14 protein-coding genes and 5 pseudogenes are annotated in these 14,707 nt (G+C 68.5%); 8 read left to right on the top strand and 11 right to left on the bottom strand.

Annotated features, from left to right (window positions below; translation table 11 throughout):
* Positions 1-46: 46 nt before the first annotated feature.
* The 3 genes from ACWIHY_RS26325 to ACWIHY_RS26315 form a co-directional block, all read right to left on the bottom strand.
* Positions 47-1,345, bottom strand: a complete 1,299-nt coding sequence (locus ACWIHY_RS26325; RefSeq protein ID WP_454378158.1) for a M20 metallopeptidase family protein — start codon at positions 1,343-1,345, stop codon at positions 47-49.
* A complete protein-coding gene (locus ACWIHY_RS26320) occupies positions 1,342-2,115 on the bottom strand; it encodes an ATP-grasp domain-containing protein (RefSeq protein WP_454378157.1) in 774 nt (257 codons plus the stop codon). Before ACWIHY_RS26320 ends, ACWIHY_RS26325 begins: the two co-directional genes overlap by 4 nt.
* Positions 2,116-2,690: 575 nt before the next feature.
* Positions 2,691-2,834, bottom strand: a complete 144-nt coding sequence (locus tag ACWIHY_RS26315; protein WP_454378156.1) for a hypothetical protein — start codon at positions 2,832-2,834, stop codon at positions 2,691-2,693.
* Positions 2,835-3,174: 340 nt separating this feature from the next.
* On the opposite strand from ACWIHY_RS26315, the pseudogene ACWIHY_RS26310 reads away from it, so the two are divergent.
* Positions 3,175-3,417: pseudogene (locus ACWIHY_RS26310) on the top strand (cation transporter); the annotation flags it as partial.
* A gap of 80 nt (positions 3,418-3,497) precedes the next feature.
* Complete coding sequence (locus ACWIHY_RS26305; RefSeq protein WP_454378155.1) at positions 3,498-4,280, top strand: heavy metal-responsive transcriptional regulator; 783 nt, start codon at positions 3,498-3,500, stop codon at positions 4,278-4,280.
* A 325-nt stretch (positions 4,281-4,605) separates the two neighbouring features.
* On the opposite strand, the gene ACWIHY_RS26300 is transcribed toward ACWIHY_RS26305, so the two are convergent.
* From ACWIHY_RS26300 to ACWIHY_RS26280, 5 genes and pseudogenes are all read right to left on the bottom strand, one after another.
* On the bottom strand, positions 4,606-4,983 hold the full coding sequence (locus tag ACWIHY_RS26300; protein WP_454378154.1) for a Ku protein: 378 nt from the start codon (positions 4,981-4,983) through the stop codon (positions 4,606-4,608).
* A gap of 4 nt (positions 4,984-4,987) precedes the next feature.
* Positions 4,988-5,212 (bottom strand): Ku protein, encoded by a 225-nt coding sequence (locus tag ACWIHY_RS26295; RefSeq protein ID WP_454378153.1) that lies wholly within the window; start codon positions 5,210-5,212, stop codon positions 4,988-4,990.
* A complete protein-coding gene (locus ACWIHY_RS26290) occupies positions 5,202-6,239 on the bottom strand; it encodes a PP2C family protein-serine/threonine phosphatase (RefSeq protein WP_454378152.1) in 1,038 nt (345 codons plus the stop codon). The genes ACWIHY_RS26295 and ACWIHY_RS26290 overlap by 11 nt, the downstream gene beginning before the upstream one ends.
* A gap of 367 nt (positions 6,240-6,606) precedes the next feature.
* Positions 6,607-7,251, bottom strand: a complete 645-nt coding sequence (locus tag ACWIHY_RS26285; RefSeq protein ID WP_454378151.1) for a dihydrofolate reductase family protein — start codon at positions 7,249-7,251, stop codon at positions 6,607-6,609.
* A gap of 315 nt (positions 7,252-7,566) precedes the next feature.
* Positions 7,567-7,866 (bottom strand): annotated as a pseudogene (locus tag ACWIHY_RS26280) (IS701 family transposase); the annotation flags it as partial.
* Here ACWIHY_RS26280 and ACWIHY_RS26275 point away from each other — a divergent pair.
* Positions 7,867-7,959, top strand: a pseudogene (locus ACWIHY_RS26275) (IS5/IS1182 family transposase); the annotation flags it as partial.
* 12 nt (positions 7,960-7,971) lie between these two features.
* Here ACWIHY_RS26275 and ACWIHY_RS26270 read toward each other — a convergent pair.
* Positions 7,972-8,235, bottom strand: a pseudogene (locus tag ACWIHY_RS26270) (integrase core domain-containing protein); the annotation flags it as partial.
* A 347-nt stretch (positions 8,236-8,582) separates the two neighbouring features.
* A complete protein-coding gene (locus ACWIHY_RS26265; RefSeq protein ID WP_454378150.1) occupies positions 8,583-9,284 on the bottom strand; it encodes a TetR/AcrR family transcriptional regulator in 702 nt (233 codons plus the stop codon).
* 116 nt (positions 9,285-9,400) lie between these two features.
* Between ACWIHY_RS26265 and ACWIHY_RS26260 the strand changes: the two genes are divergently transcribed.
* The 5 genes and pseudogenes from ACWIHY_RS26260 (at position 9,401) to ACWIHY_RS26240 (ending at position 14,376) form a co-directional block, all read left to right on the top strand.
* The gene (locus ACWIHY_RS26260) at positions 9,401-10,612 is read left to right on the top strand and encodes a saccharopine dehydrogenase family protein (protein WP_454378149.1); all 1,212 of its coding nucleotides are present in this window, start codon (positions 9,401-9,403) and stop codon (positions 10,610-10,612) included.
* Between the two features lie 132 nt (positions 10,613-10,744).
* The gene (locus tag ACWIHY_RS26255) at positions 10,745-12,238 is read left to right on the top strand and encodes an APC family permease (protein ID WP_454378148.1); all 1,494 of its coding nucleotides are present in this window, start codon (positions 10,745-10,747) and stop codon (positions 12,236-12,238) included.
* A gap of 1 nt (position 12,239) precedes the next feature.
* Positions 12,240-12,520: pseudogene (locus ACWIHY_RS26250) on the top strand (universal stress protein); the annotation flags it as partial.
* Between the two features lie 1,077 nt (positions 12,521-13,597).
* Positions 13,598-14,143, top strand: a complete 546-nt coding sequence (locus ACWIHY_RS26245) for a DUF2975 domain-containing protein (RefSeq protein WP_454378147.1) — start codon at positions 13,598-13,600, stop codon at positions 14,141-14,143.
* Complete coding sequence (locus ACWIHY_RS26240) at positions 14,143-14,376, top strand: helix-turn-helix domain-containing protein (protein WP_454378146.1); 234 nt, start codon at positions 14,143-14,145, stop codon at positions 14,374-14,376. The genes ACWIHY_RS26245 and ACWIHY_RS26240 overlap by 1 nt, the downstream gene beginning before the upstream one ends.
* A 7-nt stretch (positions 14,377-14,383) precedes the next feature.
* On the opposite strand, the gene ACWIHY_RS26235 is transcribed toward ACWIHY_RS26240, so the two are convergent.
* A partial coding sequence (locus ACWIHY_RS26235; RefSeq protein ID WP_454378145.1) for a transposase occupies positions 14,384-14,707 on the bottom strand: 324 nt, incomplete at its 5' end.

The raw sequence follows: 14,707 nt of genomic DNA, 5'->3' as shown, positions 1-14,707 counted from the left end.
CTCACTCCAGTACTACGGGGGAGGTGTCCGGGTGGTAGGAGCGGCATCACGTTCTCTCTCCGGCGGCATGGTTCCGCCGGGAGGATGATGGATTAACCCCGTGTGATTTGCTGGTGTGGTGGAGGGCGACAGCTGCGTGTGCGGCGATGCCGGTGGTCATGGCGTCCTCGTCGAAGACGACTCGGTTGGAGTGCATGTCTGGGACGTTCTGGGTCGCTGGGGAGGGCGGGCGGGCGCCGAGGAAGGCCATGGCGCCGGGGACGCGTTCGAGGACGTAAGCGAAGTCCTCGGCACCCATGACCGGCTCGGCGAGATGGTAGACGATGCCCTGTCCGAGCCGTGCGGCAACAGCCTGGCCCACGGCGGCGGCGAACGCCGGCTCGTTGTGGAGCGGCGGGTAGCTCTCGTACAGCTCGATGGCGGCCTCGGCGCCGTGCGCGGCGCAGATATGGCGGGCCACCCGTTCGATGCCCGCGCGTACCCGGCGGCGGGTGTCGGGGGTCAGGGTGCGGAAGGTGCCGTGGAGTTCGGCGGTCTCCGGGATGATGTTGGTGGTGGTGCCGGCTTGGATGCGGGCGATGGTGAGCACGGCCGGGTCGAAGACGTTCACCGTCCGGGTGACAAAGCTTTGTATGGCTTGGACGATTTCGCAGGCCACCGGGATGGGGTCGAGCGCCAGATGGGGTGCCGAGGCGTGGCCGCCTCGGCCACGCACGGTGAGGTGGATAAGGTCAGAGGCCGCGAACATGGGGCCCGGCCGCAGGTGAAGGGTGCCGGATTCGAAGCGCGTGGTGACGTGCAGGGCGAAGGCCGCATCCACGCTTTTCCCGTCGGGGGTGGTCAGGATGCCGTCCTCGATCATGTCGGCGGCGCCGCCGCCGCTCTCCTCGGCGGGTTGGAACATGAACACCACCCGTCCCGCAAGTTCCTCCCGTCGCGCCGCGAGGAGGCGGGCGGAGCCGACGAGCATCGCGGTGTGCAGATCGTGACCGCACGCATGCATGGCACCGGGGATGAGTGAGGCGAAGTCCAGGCCGGTGTCCTCGTGCTGGGGCAGTGCGTCCATGTCGGCGCGCAGCAGCATCGTGGGGCCCGGACGTGCACCCTCGAGGACGGCTGTCACCGAGCTGAGGCGTGTGCCGGTGGTCACGTGCAGGGGAAGGCCTTCGAGGGACTCAAGGACCCGTTCCTGCGTGCGGGGCAGGTGCCGGCCCAGTTCCGGCTCGCGGTGCAGGGCCCTGCGCAGGCTGATGATGTCGGGCAGCAGGCGGCGCGCCTCTGCGAGCAGGCCGTCTTCCTCCGGCACGCCTGCGGCCGGTTGGGGCCTGGTGACTTCCTCGCTCACGCGGTGACTCCTGCCAACTCGGTGACGTCCTGCGCGAAGAGGTCCCGCAGGATCTGCGGGGTGGCATCGGGCAGGCCGAGGGCGACGATCTCCTCCAGTCCGCCGGGGCTGACCAGATTGGCTTCGAAGACGTACGGATAGGCGAGGTCGAGCCCGGCGAACCGTACGCCGTGCCGTGCCAGGCGCTCGGCGATCACCGTGCACAGTCGGGTTTCGTCCGCGCTCAGGGCGGTCTCGGCGCACGCGGCCTGGTGCGCGGTGTTGCCGCGGTGCTCGCCCGGCGCGAGGCGGTGTACCAGGGCGGCCGCAGGACGGCCCGCCGCCAGGATCACCCGCTTCTCCTCGCGGTGGGGTACGTACTCCTGCAGCGCGCAGTAGCGGGCCCTGTAACCCGAGAGGCGGCCCTTGGCCAGGAGATCGCCGAGCGCTGTACTGCCGGTCAGCGACTGCAGCAGCACCCGGTTGTTGCTGGAACCGGGCTGCAACAGATACACGTCGGCGCCCGCGTCGTCGTCCGTCGGCTTCACCACCCATGAGGCGTCCGGCTCCTGCCGATACCCCTCTTCCACCTCCTCGTAGAAGGCGGAGACGAGGGTGTCGGGCAGATGCCCCGCCGACACCACGACCGGCAGGTTCGTCTTGTTGCCCGGCATGAGGATGCCGGTGACGTCAACGACGAACGGCACCCGTGCGTTGAGGCGCCACAGCAGCTGCCACGCCTCCGTCTGCACCGACGGCTGCGGGTAGTTGAGCACCCACACGGCGTCCATGTCCTCCAGCGTCCGTCCGCCCGGCAGCCCGGGAAAGCACGCACCCGCTTTGAGGGACCGTCCACCCAGCCGACTACTGCCCGGATCTCGTCGTTGCGCGAGGACAGGCTGTTGACGGAGCCGACCCACACCTCGTGGCCCAGCCCTGCCAGAGCGTTCGCATACAGGGCCTGGCAGGAATCGACCGCCGCCAAGGTACTGATTAGCAGGGCCACGCGCACGGGCCCACCTCCATCTGACGAGCTCGGTCTGCGCCCGCTTGCGGGCGCACGGCGCGGGCGAGGGGTTTCGGGGTCCGGTCTTGCGGTGCTGGGTCGTCGCTCGGGCCAGAGTTCCGAGCCGGAGAGCCGTACGTTCTGCGCGTGACCGTCACCTGACCCCTCCCGCCGGGCGTACCGGGTGCGGGCCGCCGTCATTCGCGCGGACTGCACCGAGCCCCATCACGACAGCTCGGGCGAGTACGTTGAGTCACGGGGAAGGCAGGATCGCGGTAGCCGTTACGCGGCTGCCGCTCCTACTTCTGGTCCTCGATGAAATCGTTGGCCTTCACGTGGGGCGTGTCGACAAAGTCGCGGCTAAGTTCCCGCCGGAACGTCGCCGCTGTTGCCGTAAGCGAAGTCCTGCGCGAGCTCCTGCTGCCTCTGCGGCGTCGGGCTCTTCAGCCACTGCTGGTTCTCCGGGTTGAGCAGACCCATCAGCGCACCAAGCGGGTCGGTCATGGCGTTCTCCTATTCGGCGTGTGATGGCCGCCACCGGTAGGCGGTCTGGACCGGCGCCGGGAGGCGCCGGTACCCGCAGCCCTGCCCGGCCGCCAAACCCGGCATGTGACCACGCTGCGTAATCCACCCGTTCGCTCCCAAGGATGGGCAGGATCACGCGAATCAACCCCGGGATCAATGCCCCGGAGCCGGTCTTGCCTCGGCCCCGGGGAGCACCTTTCACGGCCTCGGGACTTGTAGGCCCGCATGTTCAGGCGTCGCGTATTCGCCATCGGCACTGGTCCGACCGTCACCCTGTGTCGGTGCTCTGCGGCATGATGGCCGCCGTGAACACCGCGTCGTGCTCCTGGTGGGACTGGTCCTCAGCGCGACCCTGGGCTGGTCGTGGGCTGACCCGATCGCCGCTGTGGTGATCGCCGTGATCGCGGTGAAGGGAGGCCGCGATGCCTGGCAGGGCAAGGGCTGCTGTGCGACCCCCGCCGTAGCCGTAGCCGTAGCCGTAGCCGTAGCCGTAGCCGTAGCCGTCCCGGCCGGGCCGGAAGACGCGTGCGGTTGCCGCCCCGGATGCGCCTGCTGCACCTGAGTATGAGTACGGCACCGGGGGATTCCGACCGCGTCCGGGCTTGACCTTCGAGTCGGGTCGAAAGGTTTGGCGTCGGAGGCATGAGCACCTACCGGATCTCGCAGCTGGCGGAGCGCTGCGGCGTTCCCGCCACCACACTGCGTTTCTACGAGGACGCGGGGCTTCTCCCGGCCGAGCGGACCCCGTCGGGCTACCGCGTCTACGGGGAGGACGCGGTCGAGCGGCTGGGCTTCATCTCCTCGGCCAAGCTCCTGGGCCTGGCCCTGGAGGAGATCCGCGAACTCCTGGACGTACGGGAGGAGGAGGTGTGCGCGGCCGTCCGTTCCCGGATGGTGCCGCTGGTCGCGGGCCGGATCGCGGCGACCGAGGGCCGGATCGCCGAGCTGTCGGCGTTCTCCGCGCACCTGGCAACCGTGCACGCCGACCTGTCGTGTCCGGCGCCGGAGGGCGGGTGCGGGCCGGACTGCGGCTGGACCACGACCCCGGCAGCGGCGGGTCCGGTGCCGGTTGAGTTGTCACGCACCCGGCCCGCCGTACCGGCACCGGTGGTGGCCGAGGCGTGGCGGGATGCGCCGGTGGCGTGCACCCTGGGCGTACCCGAGCGGGAAGGCCGCACCCAGGAGTGGCGCCAGGTGGTGGAGGAGTCCGAGGCCCGCGAGGAAATGTCCGACGGTCTGCGGCTCACGTTTCCCGCCACCGCGGATCCGGCCGGGCGCCTGGCCGCACTGGCGGCGGCCGAGCAGGGCTGCTGCTCATTCTTCGACTTCACCCTGCACCTGAGTCCTGCCGTGCTGGAGCTGACCGTGCGCGCGCCCGAAGCCGCCGCACCATTGCTGACCGACGTTTTCGGAATGACCGCATGAGCCACCCCGCCTCTTCCCCTTCTTCCCGCCGCCCGCGCCCCTGGGGGACGGTGGGTGCCGGCGTCGCCGCCGTGGCCGCGTGCGCGGTGTGCTGCGCAGGCCGCTGTTGGCCCCGCTCGGCGGCCTCCGCGCTCGCCTCGTTCTGGGTTCCCGCTCTGGCGGTGGTGGCGGTGGCCGCCGCCGTGGGCGCGTAGAGCTGCACCGCCGCCGCACAGCCGCCTGCCGTACCCAGGCGGGCTCGGTCGACCTGGGCCTGCCCTCCGCCAGCACGCCCCGGGACACCGGGCACACCCGCTGACCTCGGATGAAGGCCCGCTCACCGGACCTATGAGGATGACGGAAGCGGACCGCCACCACCAGGTGCGGGCCAGTACCGAACAAGGGAGCACTCGGGTGTCGCAGGAACCGTCTGGTCTGGTTGAGCGGATGGAGCACCACCAGATCGCGGTGCATCTCGAGTGCGATGGCGGCGGGCGTATTGCGGGCGATGAGACGCTCGTGCCGGGCAACCTCCTCGCGACCGTCGTAGGATGCCGTTCTCGGCTTCGAGGGCGGCCAGGTATGCGTGCTGGCGCATGACGAACGTGGCGATGCCTGCCTTGCCGGCCTTGGCGAGGGCCTGCTCCAGGAGGCTGTAGACCTTGCCGTACTCGGCGTCGCGCGGGCCGAGGTGGTACGTCTTGTCGAAGAAGATCGGGTCCACCTCCTTAAAGTCGACGAACCGGCAATCTCCAGCGGCCCGGGGCGATCTCGTCCAGTTCCTTCGGCTCGCCCGGGACGCACTCGCCGCCGAGGTCGTAGCCCGTGACGATGTCGTCCAGATCGGCCTCGTCGCCGGTGCGCTCGTTAACCCGGCGGTTGCGGATCCGGTCGGGCGGTGGCGCGCTGGAGCGCCGCTCACTGTGACTCCGTGCCTCTGCCTCAGGGCTCACACAGGCGTACGGCGAGGGCGGCGATGTCGTCGTCAAGGCGTCCTCTGCTGTAGTGGAGGAGATCGCGGTGAAGAGCCGTGAGCAGTTCGCGGGGCGGTGTCGGGGGCTGTCGACGCATCCAAGCTGCCAGCGGGAAGAACTCGCCGTCGCGGGCGCGGGCCTCGGCGATCCCATCGGTATAAAGAAGCAGCAGGTCGTTGGGGGCGAAGTCGAAGGTGTCGACGCTGTACTGATCGCCGATCAGCTCCGCGAGGCTGAGCAGTGGCGATGGGGTGGCCGACTCGAGGACACGGAGTTTCCCGCGGTTCAGGAGCAGCGGCGGGGGGTGTCCGCAGTTGAGGATGTCGATACGTCTGCCCTCGTGCGGGATCTCGACGAGAAGGGCGGTGGCGAAGCGCTCCATCGGTCCCTCGGGGGGAAAGGCGGCGTTGTAACGGGTGCTGCTGGCGTCCAGCCTGCGTGCGACGTTGACCATGTCGGTCTCGCCGTAGGCCGCCTCCCGGAAGGCGTTGACGATCGCCGCGGCCGCCCCCACTGCCGGCAGGCCCTTGCCCCGCACGTCACCGATGAGCAGCCTGACCCCGTATGGCGTGTCGACCACCTCGTAGAAATCCCCGCCGATGCGGGCCTCCGCCGCGGCCGCGAGATACAGCGACTCGATCTCGATGCTGCCCAAGCGGCGTGGCATAGGGCTCAGCACCACCTGCTGCGCCGCGTCGGCGACGAGCCGTACCTGGAAGAGCGTGCGCTCCCGCTGGAGCCGGGCATGGCTTCCGTACGCGGCGGCCACGGTAACCGCGATGATCCCCGCGGCCGTCCACCACGTCCCCAGATCGGGGAAGACGAGGCTGAGGCCGATCATCAGAAAGAGGCACACCGTCCCAAGCAGGACGGTGGGGAGCACCGGCCACATGGCGGCGGCGAGGGCCGGCGCCGCGGGCAGGAGGCGGCTGAAGGCCAGTTCCGGCGGCGTCGTGTAGGCCAGGCTGGCGATGACGACGGTCAGGATGACCGGCGACAGCCGCACAAGTCTTCCCGGGCCGGGGCGCCTGCGGAGCCGCGGCCGTCCAGACTCGATCACACTTCCCAGAATATCTGTGCAATGAGGGTATAGCGCTCTGACGAACAGAGTCGGCTGCCGCCCCTCCGCTCAACAGTCGATGAGTGCCCGTATGGCCCGCGCCACTCAAACCTTGCTGTCACTGATCAACCTTTGGTGGCACAGGACAACTGTGACTGAGCGCGCTACCTGGCCCGGATGGACAACTTCGATACTCAGATTCCGTTCGCCCTCACCGCGCTGCGGTCTCTCCGGCCTGGGGCAGGGTAGGCAGCTGGGCGGCTAATATCCCGGTGCCCGTTGCGCAGCACGGACCAGCAGGCGCGGGGTGGCCTCAGTCGTCGCTTCCGGCACCGCGATCGGGTGCGCTCATGTCGCCCGTCGCGGGAGTGCCGTCGGCGAGCCCGTAGCGCAGGTACACGGTGCCCTTCGGGCTGGCGACCGGGGGTGCGAGGAGCGTGACGTTGGTGGGCACCGCGCCATCGTCGAACACCTTCTTCCCGACGCCGAGCACGATCGGGTGCAGCCAGAGATCGAGACGGTCGAAGAGCTTCTCGCGCAGGAGGGTCTGCACGAGGTTCAGGCTCCCGACGACCTTCACGTGCTCGTGTCGCTCACGGATCTCACGCACCGCGTCGGCGAGGTCCGGGCCGAGCTGCGTGGAGCCGGCCCACGAGAGGTCGGGCCTGCCGCGAGAGGCCACGTACTTCGGGACGCTGTTGAAGAGCGTGGCGATCTCGTCGTCCTCTCCACCCTCCTGATGAGGCCAGTAGGCGGCGAAGATGTCGTACGTCCGCCGGCCGAGCAGGAGGGCGTCCGTGCCCTCGTACGCGGCACCGACCTGCGCCCCGGCGACCTCGTCCAGCAGGGGCGCCTGCCAGCCGCCGAACGGGAACCCCACCGGGTCCTCGTCGGGACCGCCGGGCGCCTGCCCGACGAGGTCGAGGGTCGCGAACAGCTCGATGTGGATGAGGCCCATGGCTTACTCCAGATGAGTCGGTTGTCTCCGTCAAGAGATAGACCTGCGGGTGCCCGCAGACTCATCGCCGCCACGGAACCGGCTTCCGGACCACTGCCGGGCCCAGCTCGCCCCGGAGTCCAGTCACCCAGCTGCGGTCAGCAAGCGCGCAGCCATGCGACCACACCGGGCGGTGGTGTCAGCCGGTCAGCATGTGGCGGCGCTGACCGACACGTCCTTCCCGATGGCTGCTTGGTTCAGGTTCGTTCGCGAGAACTTCACCGACTTGATGGTGGCGGTGTAGGGTCCGGCCCCGTCACACGAGAACCACAGGTGCCTGCGCCGACGGCGTTGATCAGTGCTTGGAGTTCCGGTGGTGGGGGTGCATTCGTCCAGGCTCGCCAGCAGCGTTGGAGGCTGGTCCGGGGGTCGAGCCAGGCTCGGACGGCGCGTATCGCCTTGGGCCAGCTGGCCGAGTGGGGCTGGTGGTGTTTGGTTGGTCCCCCTCTCGGGCCTGCCCGGTCTTCGGGCGGCTCCAGTGGTGCTGCGCCGGGCGAAGCCTCGGTCGGGTGGCGGACTGAACCAGGCGTCCCAACAGAACGAGAAGGCGTAGGTGACCAGGGTCTGGTGGCCGCGCAGGCCTGGGCGGACGCGGCCGGGGACGTCGACTGGCTGATGTCGGTCGACTCCCGCATCGTCCGCGCACACCAGCACGCCGCCGGCGCCCGTGGCTGGCCTCCGAAGTGCGGTGTGGGACCGAGGAAGCTGTCCAGTGCGGCGGGTGCGTTCGGCGTTGCTGGTGTAGGGCCGCAGGTAGGCCCATTCGTCGAGCAGGGTGCGGTTGAAGCGCTCGACCTTGCCATTGGTCTGCGGTCGGTAGGCGCGGGTGCGCTTGCCGGCCGCGCCGAGATCGGCCAGGGCCTGCTCCCAGGCCAGGCCTTTGCGGTAGGCCCACGCGTTGTCCGTCAGGACGCGCTCGATCCGGTCGATGCCGTGGCCGGCGAAATGCGGCGGCCAGCGTCAACCTACCGCCGCCGCAACACCGTCGAACGCTGCTTCAACCGACTCAAAGCCTTCCGCGGCATCGCGACCAGGTACGAGAAGACCGCCACTTCCCACGAAGCAGCGGTCAGCCTGGCGTCGTTCCTGCTCTGGGCAAGATCACTTCGAAGACGGACCCTAGTGCGCCCTGCTGATCGGCGGCGAAGCTGGCCCACAGCAGATCGCGCGGCGCTGCACGGTCATTGACCACACCAGCTTTGCCGGTTCGACTCCCTGTGCGACCCGACTCGAGGACACGGTCGGCGTCAACCCGCAGCGCACGGCTTCGGCTGGTGACCTGAACGGCCGGCTCAGCCGGCTTTGAGCGTTGCCGCCGCGCTGTCGAGCAGCATTTCCAGGGCGGTCGGGTAGGCGCTGTCATTCATGCGGGCGATCAGCAGGGGAGCGGTGGCTGCGATGTTCGGGTGGGTCTCGGGGGACAGCTGGGCGTAGGTGGCACGCCACACTGCCTCGTCGGCTGCACGGGCCGCTTCCGGGAGGGCGAGGCTGGCGGCGTCGAGGGCTGCGAAGGCGAGGGCCAGGTCGATGAACGCCTGGTAGATGCGTACTACGTCCGGGTCGGGCAGACCGGCGAAGCGCAGGATGCCGAGGATTTCCTCGTCGGTGGCGATTTCATTGGCCCGGCCACTGACTCGGTTGGCGGTGAGGACGGCCGCTTCGGGGTGGTTGAGGTAGGCGGTGTGGATGCGAAGACCGACGTCGCGCAGGTCGGCGCGCCAGTCACCGGTGGCCTCCCAGCCGCGCATGGCGCGTCCGATCAATTCGTCGGCGATCGCCAGTGTCAGGTCGTCGGTGCCGCGAAAGTACCGGTACAGCGTGCTGGGATCGGCGCCGAGCGCCACGCCGAGGCGCCGCACGGTCAGCCCTTCCCGGCCGTGTTCGTGCAGCATGCGCAGTGCGGTCTGCACGATCAGCTTCTCCGTGAGGACGACGCCCTGCTTGGTCGGTTTCCTGCGGCGCCGGTCGGCCTCCGGCACCACTTCCTTCGCCATGACGACTCCCTTCCGCTCCCTACAAGCTTATGCCAACGCTGTTGACGGTTTTTGTGTCGGGCCCGTTTCATGACGCATCCAGGGCTTCGGCCTCCCCGTTGAAAGGCACCTTTGTCATGCGAATACTGCTTGTGGGCGCGGGCGGCGTGGGCACCGCGATCACCAAGATCGCCGCCCGCCGCTCCTTCTTCGACCAGATGGTTGTCGCCGACTACGACGTCTCCCGCGCCGAGGCGGCCGTGGCCGCACTGGGAGCGAGCGAGACGCGGTTCAGCGCGGCACGCATCGACGCCTCCGACCAGGCGGCGGTCACGGACCTGGTCCGGCAGGAGGGTTGCGATGTGCTGCTGAACGCCACCGACCCGCGGTTCGTCATGCCGCTGTTTGAGGCGGCACTGGCGGCCGGCGCGCACTATCTGGACATGGCGATGTCTCTGTCCTCCCGTCACCCCGAGCGCCCGTACGAGGAGTGCTGGATCAAGCTCGGCGACGGGCAGTTCGAACGCGCCGCCGAGTGGGAGAGGGCCGGCAGGCTGGCGCTCGTCGGTGTCGGCGTGGAGCCCGGCCTCTCGGACGTCTTCGCCCGCTACGCCGCGGAGGAGCTGTTCGACGAGATCGAGGAGATCGGGGTCCGTGACGGCGCGAACCTGACGGTCGACGGTTTCGACTTCGCGCCGTCCTTCTCCATCTGGACGACGATCGAAGAGTGCTTGAACCCACCGGTGATCTGGGAGAAGGACCGCGGCTGGTTCACCACCGCTCCCTTCAGCGAACCGGAGGTCTTTGACTTCCCCGAGGGCATCGGCCCGGTCGAGTGCGTCAACGTCGAGCACGAAGAGGTGCTGCTGATCCCGCGCTGGGTGGACGCCAAGCGGGTGACGTTCAAGTACGGGCTGGGCGATGAGTTCATCGCGACCCTCAAGACGCTGCACAAGCTGGGCCTGGACCGCACCGAGAAGGTGACCCTGCCCGGCGGCGCCGAGGTCTCCCCGCGTGACGTCGTCGCGGCCTGCCTGCCCGACCCGGCCACGCTCGGCGACCGTATGCACGGCAAGACGTGCGCCGGCACCTGGGTGAAGGGAACCAAGGACGGGCGTGCGCGCCAGGTGTACCTATACCACGTCGTTGACAACCAGTGGTCGATGCGCGAATACGGCTCGCAGGCCGTGGTCTGGCAGACGGCCATCAACCCGGTCGTCGCCCTGGAGCTGCTGGCGAACGGCACCTGGACCGGCAGCGGCATCCTCGGCCCCGAAGCCTTCGCCCCCCGGCCCTTCCTGGACCTGCTGACCGAATACGGCTCCCCCTGGGGCATGCGCGACCAGTAACACCGACGCGGCCAAACGCCCCGGCCACGTCACGGGCCGGGGCACACCGCCGCATCCACCCCCCTCTCGTGCTCTCAGCTCAACTGGGGGAACCCCCGCACCCGCCACGCCGACACCCTGAAGTGAGGGAAAATGAACGACGACATCGCGGGCGCCGACCCGCCCCGCGGACTGAAGCCCGATGCGATCGGCTTCACCGATGCGCTCGTCATCGGCCTGAACTCCACCTCCCCGGCCTACTCATTGGCCGCGGCCATCGGGCCGGTCGTGGCGCTCGTGGGCGTCCACGCCCCCGGCGTCATGCTCGCCGCGTTCGTGCCGATGCTGCTGATCGCCTCGGCGTTCTTCTACCTCAACAAAGCCGACCAGGACTGCGGCACGACCTTCTCCTGGGTCACCCGGGCGATGGGACCATGGGCCGGCTGGCTCGCCGGCTGGGCCGTGGCGATGACCGGAGTCCTCGTCGTCGGGTCGCTGGCCGACGTCGCAGTCACCTTCGGCCTGCTCGCTGTCGGCCTTGACAGCTGGGCCGAGAGCGAACTGGTGCGCCAGCTGCTGACCGTGCTCCTCATCCTGGTGATGACAGCCGTGTGTGTCATCGGTACCGAGGCGTCGGCCAAGGTGCAGAACGTCCTCATCCTCGCTCAGGTCGTTTGCCTGATCGTGTTCGCGGCGGTGGCCCTCTACCGCGTCTACGCCGGGACGACGTCGCTCGAGTCCCTCACCCCCGCAGCCGGCTGGCTGGACCCGTTCGGTGCCGGAGGCGCGGCGCTGACCGGAGGGCTCCTGCTGGGGGTGTTTATTTACTGGGGCTGGGAATCGGCGGTCAACCTCACCGAGGAGGTGAAGGACTCCGCCACCGCGCCAGGCAAAGCGGGCGTCTGGTCGACGATCGTGCTCCTGGTGACGTACGTATCGGTCGCCTTCGCCGTCGTCGCCTACGCCGGCACCACATTCCTGGCCGACAACGCCGACGAGGAAGAAGCGATCTTCGCCCTGCTCGCCGGTGAAGTCATGGGCAGCTGGGACTGGATCGTGCTCCTCGCGGTCTCCACCTCCGCGCTCGCATCGACCCAGACCACGATCATCCCCGCCTCCCGCACCATCCTGTCCATGGCCCGCCGCCACGCCCTGCCCGGTCACTTCTCCCGAATCCACCCCCGTTTCCGCACCCCGCACACCAGCACCTGGTGGGTCGCGGCCGTGGCCATCGCCTGGTACCTGGCGGTCAACCAGATCAGCACCAACGCCCTGTTCGACTCACTGACCGCCCTGTCACTGCTCATCGCGTTCTATTACGCCCTCACCGGCCTGGCCTGCGCGGTCTACTACCGCCGCCGGCTGACCGACAGCCTCCGCAACTTCCTCTTCATCGGGATCGGCCCGCTGACCGGCTCCGCACTGCTGACCTGGCTGCTCGCCGAATCGGTCATCGACATGTCCGACCCGCAGAACTCCTACAGCGGCGTCTCATGGCTCGGCCTCGGCCCGCCGCTCGTCATCGGCATCGGCATCACGACCGCTGGAGTGATCATCATGCTCGCCTGGCGCCTGCTCTCGCCCACCTACTGGTCCGAACGCCCCGGTGTAGTCACCCCCGAGGCGAAACCCGAAAACGGACGGTGACATGACGGTCGTTCTCGGATACGACGAATCCAGTGGCGCGGCCCACGCACTGCGCGTCGCCATCGAAGTGGCGCACGCATTCGGCGAGCCCCCTGGTGCTCGTGTACGGCGCCCGCAGCCTCCCGCGGCGTGGGCGAGGAGTACCAGAGCCACCATGACGCCATCCGCGAAGTAGGCCGCACAGTGCTCGGCCACGCTGTCGAGGCCGCCGACGAGGCAGGCGTGCCGACCACCGTGGAAATCCTCGATGAGAAACCGGCCCAAGCTCTCATCGAAGCCGCAGTGATGGGGATCCGTGATTTTGACTCTGGCCGCAGTTCCGTGAAATTTGGCCATGACTTGGGTGATGGCAGCGACGGAGTCAGACTTCTGGACCGCGCTCATCGCCCTTCAGGCGGAGGCGGATCGCCCGCGGCGCTGATCCAGGCTGGTGGGCTGCCCAGAGACACTGAGGGCATGACAACCCACAGGGTGCACATCAACACGACAGCGACAGAACGGCCCGTTCCTCGGTGGGCTGCCGGCGCAGCCCATGCGATGCCTTTGGTCGCACTGCCTGTCTGCCTGTGGCGTCTGCCCATCGCCTTCGGCTACGGCATGGGCGGGGAGGTCCTGCCCCCGTCACGGTGGAACATTCCCTACGTCGTCGGACTCAGTGTTCTGTCCGAGGCATTCGCACTGCTCAGCTTCGGCCTGGTCCGCCGGTGGGGTGAGGTTGTGCCCACCTGGGTCCCCAGGCTGAGCGGCAGACGCATACCGCCCTTCGCGGTGATCCTCCCCGTGACGATCAGCGGCCTCTTCTTCACCGCCCTGATGGTCCACTGGGCGTTCGGGGCCTTCCGCCTCTGCGGTGCTGACGGCTTCCCGTACGCCGAGGGCTGGGACGTGCTGGCGATGACGGTCAGCGGTCTGTTCACCTTGTGGGGCCCCCTGCTGCTGGCCCTGACGTTCGCGTATCACCGCCGCCGTCGCCCTCGCTGACTTGGTACCCACGCCTGTCGCCAAACGGAATCGCGGTCAGAGCCATTTTCCCCAGGCACGCTCGCGTTCCCCACTTGGTTTCGCACTCATCTGAGGGCCGGGGCCGCCCGCTCGTGACATGTGCTGAGTCGGCGGAGACTCGGGCTCCCATGCCAGAGCCACAGAGCGTCGCGGCGACCTGCTCGCAGAGAGCCCCGAACGCTCTCATCAGCCGATCCGAGGTGAAAGCTGGCCTGCCCAGCCTGCCGAGGCGGTCTCGTCGGCGGCCATGGACTTGTCGATTATCGATATGATCCTCTAGTCTGGGCATATCGATAATCGATGGGAAGGTATGCGGTGAACACGCGACTCACGAGGCCCCTGGCCTCGGTGACTTTGGTGCTGGCGGTGTTCTGCGGGCTCGCCTTCGTCGGCACGGGGTTCACGCACATGCTCGACGACGGGGCGGTCTGCGTTCAGACGGACTTCTGGCGTAATGCCTCACTGGCGCCGGACAGCCTGCCGATTGGCAAGGGCGTGGACGCGTCCAGCAGTGCCACGCGTCTTTGTCAGGACAGTCCCTCTGTGGGTCAGCGCGCTGCCGACCTCGGGGGCGAACTGCCCTGGCTGCTGTTCGGTTCCCTCGCGCTGCTGCTCTTCTCCCGGCTGCTAAAGACCGTCCTCCTGCAGGGGCCATTCACCGACGCGGTGTCGCAACGGCTCTCCGTTCTCGGCTGGTGCGTCGCCGTGGGCACGCCGCTGGCCGGCCTCGTCGTCGGCTGGTCGCAGTCCTGGCTCGTCGGGAGCATGGCGCCGGTCGCGGGTTCTGGGCCGACGGTCTCCGGGCCGCAGGTGCTCGTCCTTGCTGGCCTCGCCGCAGTGATCATGGGGAAGATCATGCGCGAGGGCGTGCGAATGCGAGAGGACCTCGAAGGGACCATCTGATGGCCGAAGAGGAACTTCACGCGATCCGGATCCACCTCGACCGGCTCCTCGCCGAGCGCGGCATGACGCTCACCGAACTGTCCGCGCAGGTAGGTATCACGGTCGTAAACCTGTCCGTGCTCAAGAACGGGCGGGCCAAGGCCATCCGCTTCTCGACCCTGTCGAGGATCTGCGATGTCCTCCAGTGTCAGCCAGGAGACCTGATCAGCCACGACCCCGCCGAGCTGGCCTAGTGGCTTGTCACGCTGCTTTGGCCGGGTATTGCGTCCACTGTCGGATTGGTGAGTCGGGGGCGAAGTTGGTCTTCGGCTCGGCGCGGGTGTTGTGCCAGCGTATGTAGGCGCCGATGGCTGCGTTCTGCTCACCGTGGGTGCGGTGGTCAGTGCCGTTGAGCGCGAAGTAGCGCAGGGCTGCGAACTCCGATTCGATCCAGTTCAGCCAGGAGCCGTAGGTCGGCAGGAAAACCAGTTCGATGTCGTTGTCGGCGGCCCATGTGCGGACTTCGGTGTGCTTGTGCGGGGAGAAGTTGTCCAGCACCACATACAGCTTTTCGCCGGGCCAACG

Source organism: Streptomyces sp. NPDC055287 (assembly GCF_053646035.1).
This window is presented reverse-complemented; position numbering and strand designations above follow the sequence as displayed.

Excerpts from the sequence above, each read along its gene's own strand:
- ACWIHY_RS26320 (WP_454378157.1), bottom strand. The coding sequence starts at position 2,115 with ATGGACGCCGTGTGGGTGCTCAACTACCCGCAGCCGTCGGTGCAGACG.
- ACWIHY_RS26315 (WP_454378156.1), bottom strand. The coding sequence starts at position 2,834 with ATGACCGACCCGCTTGGTGCGCTGATGGGTCTGCTCAACCCGGAGAAC.
- ACWIHY_RS26305 (WP_454378155.1), top strand. The coding sequence starts at position 3,498 with ATGAGCACCTACCGGATCTCGCAGCTGGCGGAGCGCTGCGGCGTTCCC.
- ACWIHY_RS26285 (WP_454378151.1), bottom strand. The coding sequence starts at position 7,251 with ATGGGCCTCATCCACATCGAGCTGTTCGCGACCCTCGACCTCGTCGGG.
- ACWIHY_RS26265 (WP_454378150.1), bottom strand. The coding sequence starts at position 9,284 with ATGGCGAAGGAAGTGGTGCCGGAGGCCGACCGGCGCCGCAGGAAACCG.
- ACWIHY_RS26260 (WP_454378149.1), top strand. The coding sequence starts at position 9,401 with ATGCGAATACTGCTTGTGGGCGCGGGCGGCGTGGGCACCGCGATCACC.
- ACWIHY_RS26255 (WP_454378148.1), top strand. The coding sequence starts at position 10,745 with ATGAACGACGACATCGCGGGCGCCGACCCGCCCCGCGGACTGAAGCCC.
- ACWIHY_RS26240 (WP_454378146.1), top strand. The coding sequence starts at position 14,143 with ATGGCCGAAGAGGAACTTCACGCGATCCGGATCCACCTCGACCGGCTC.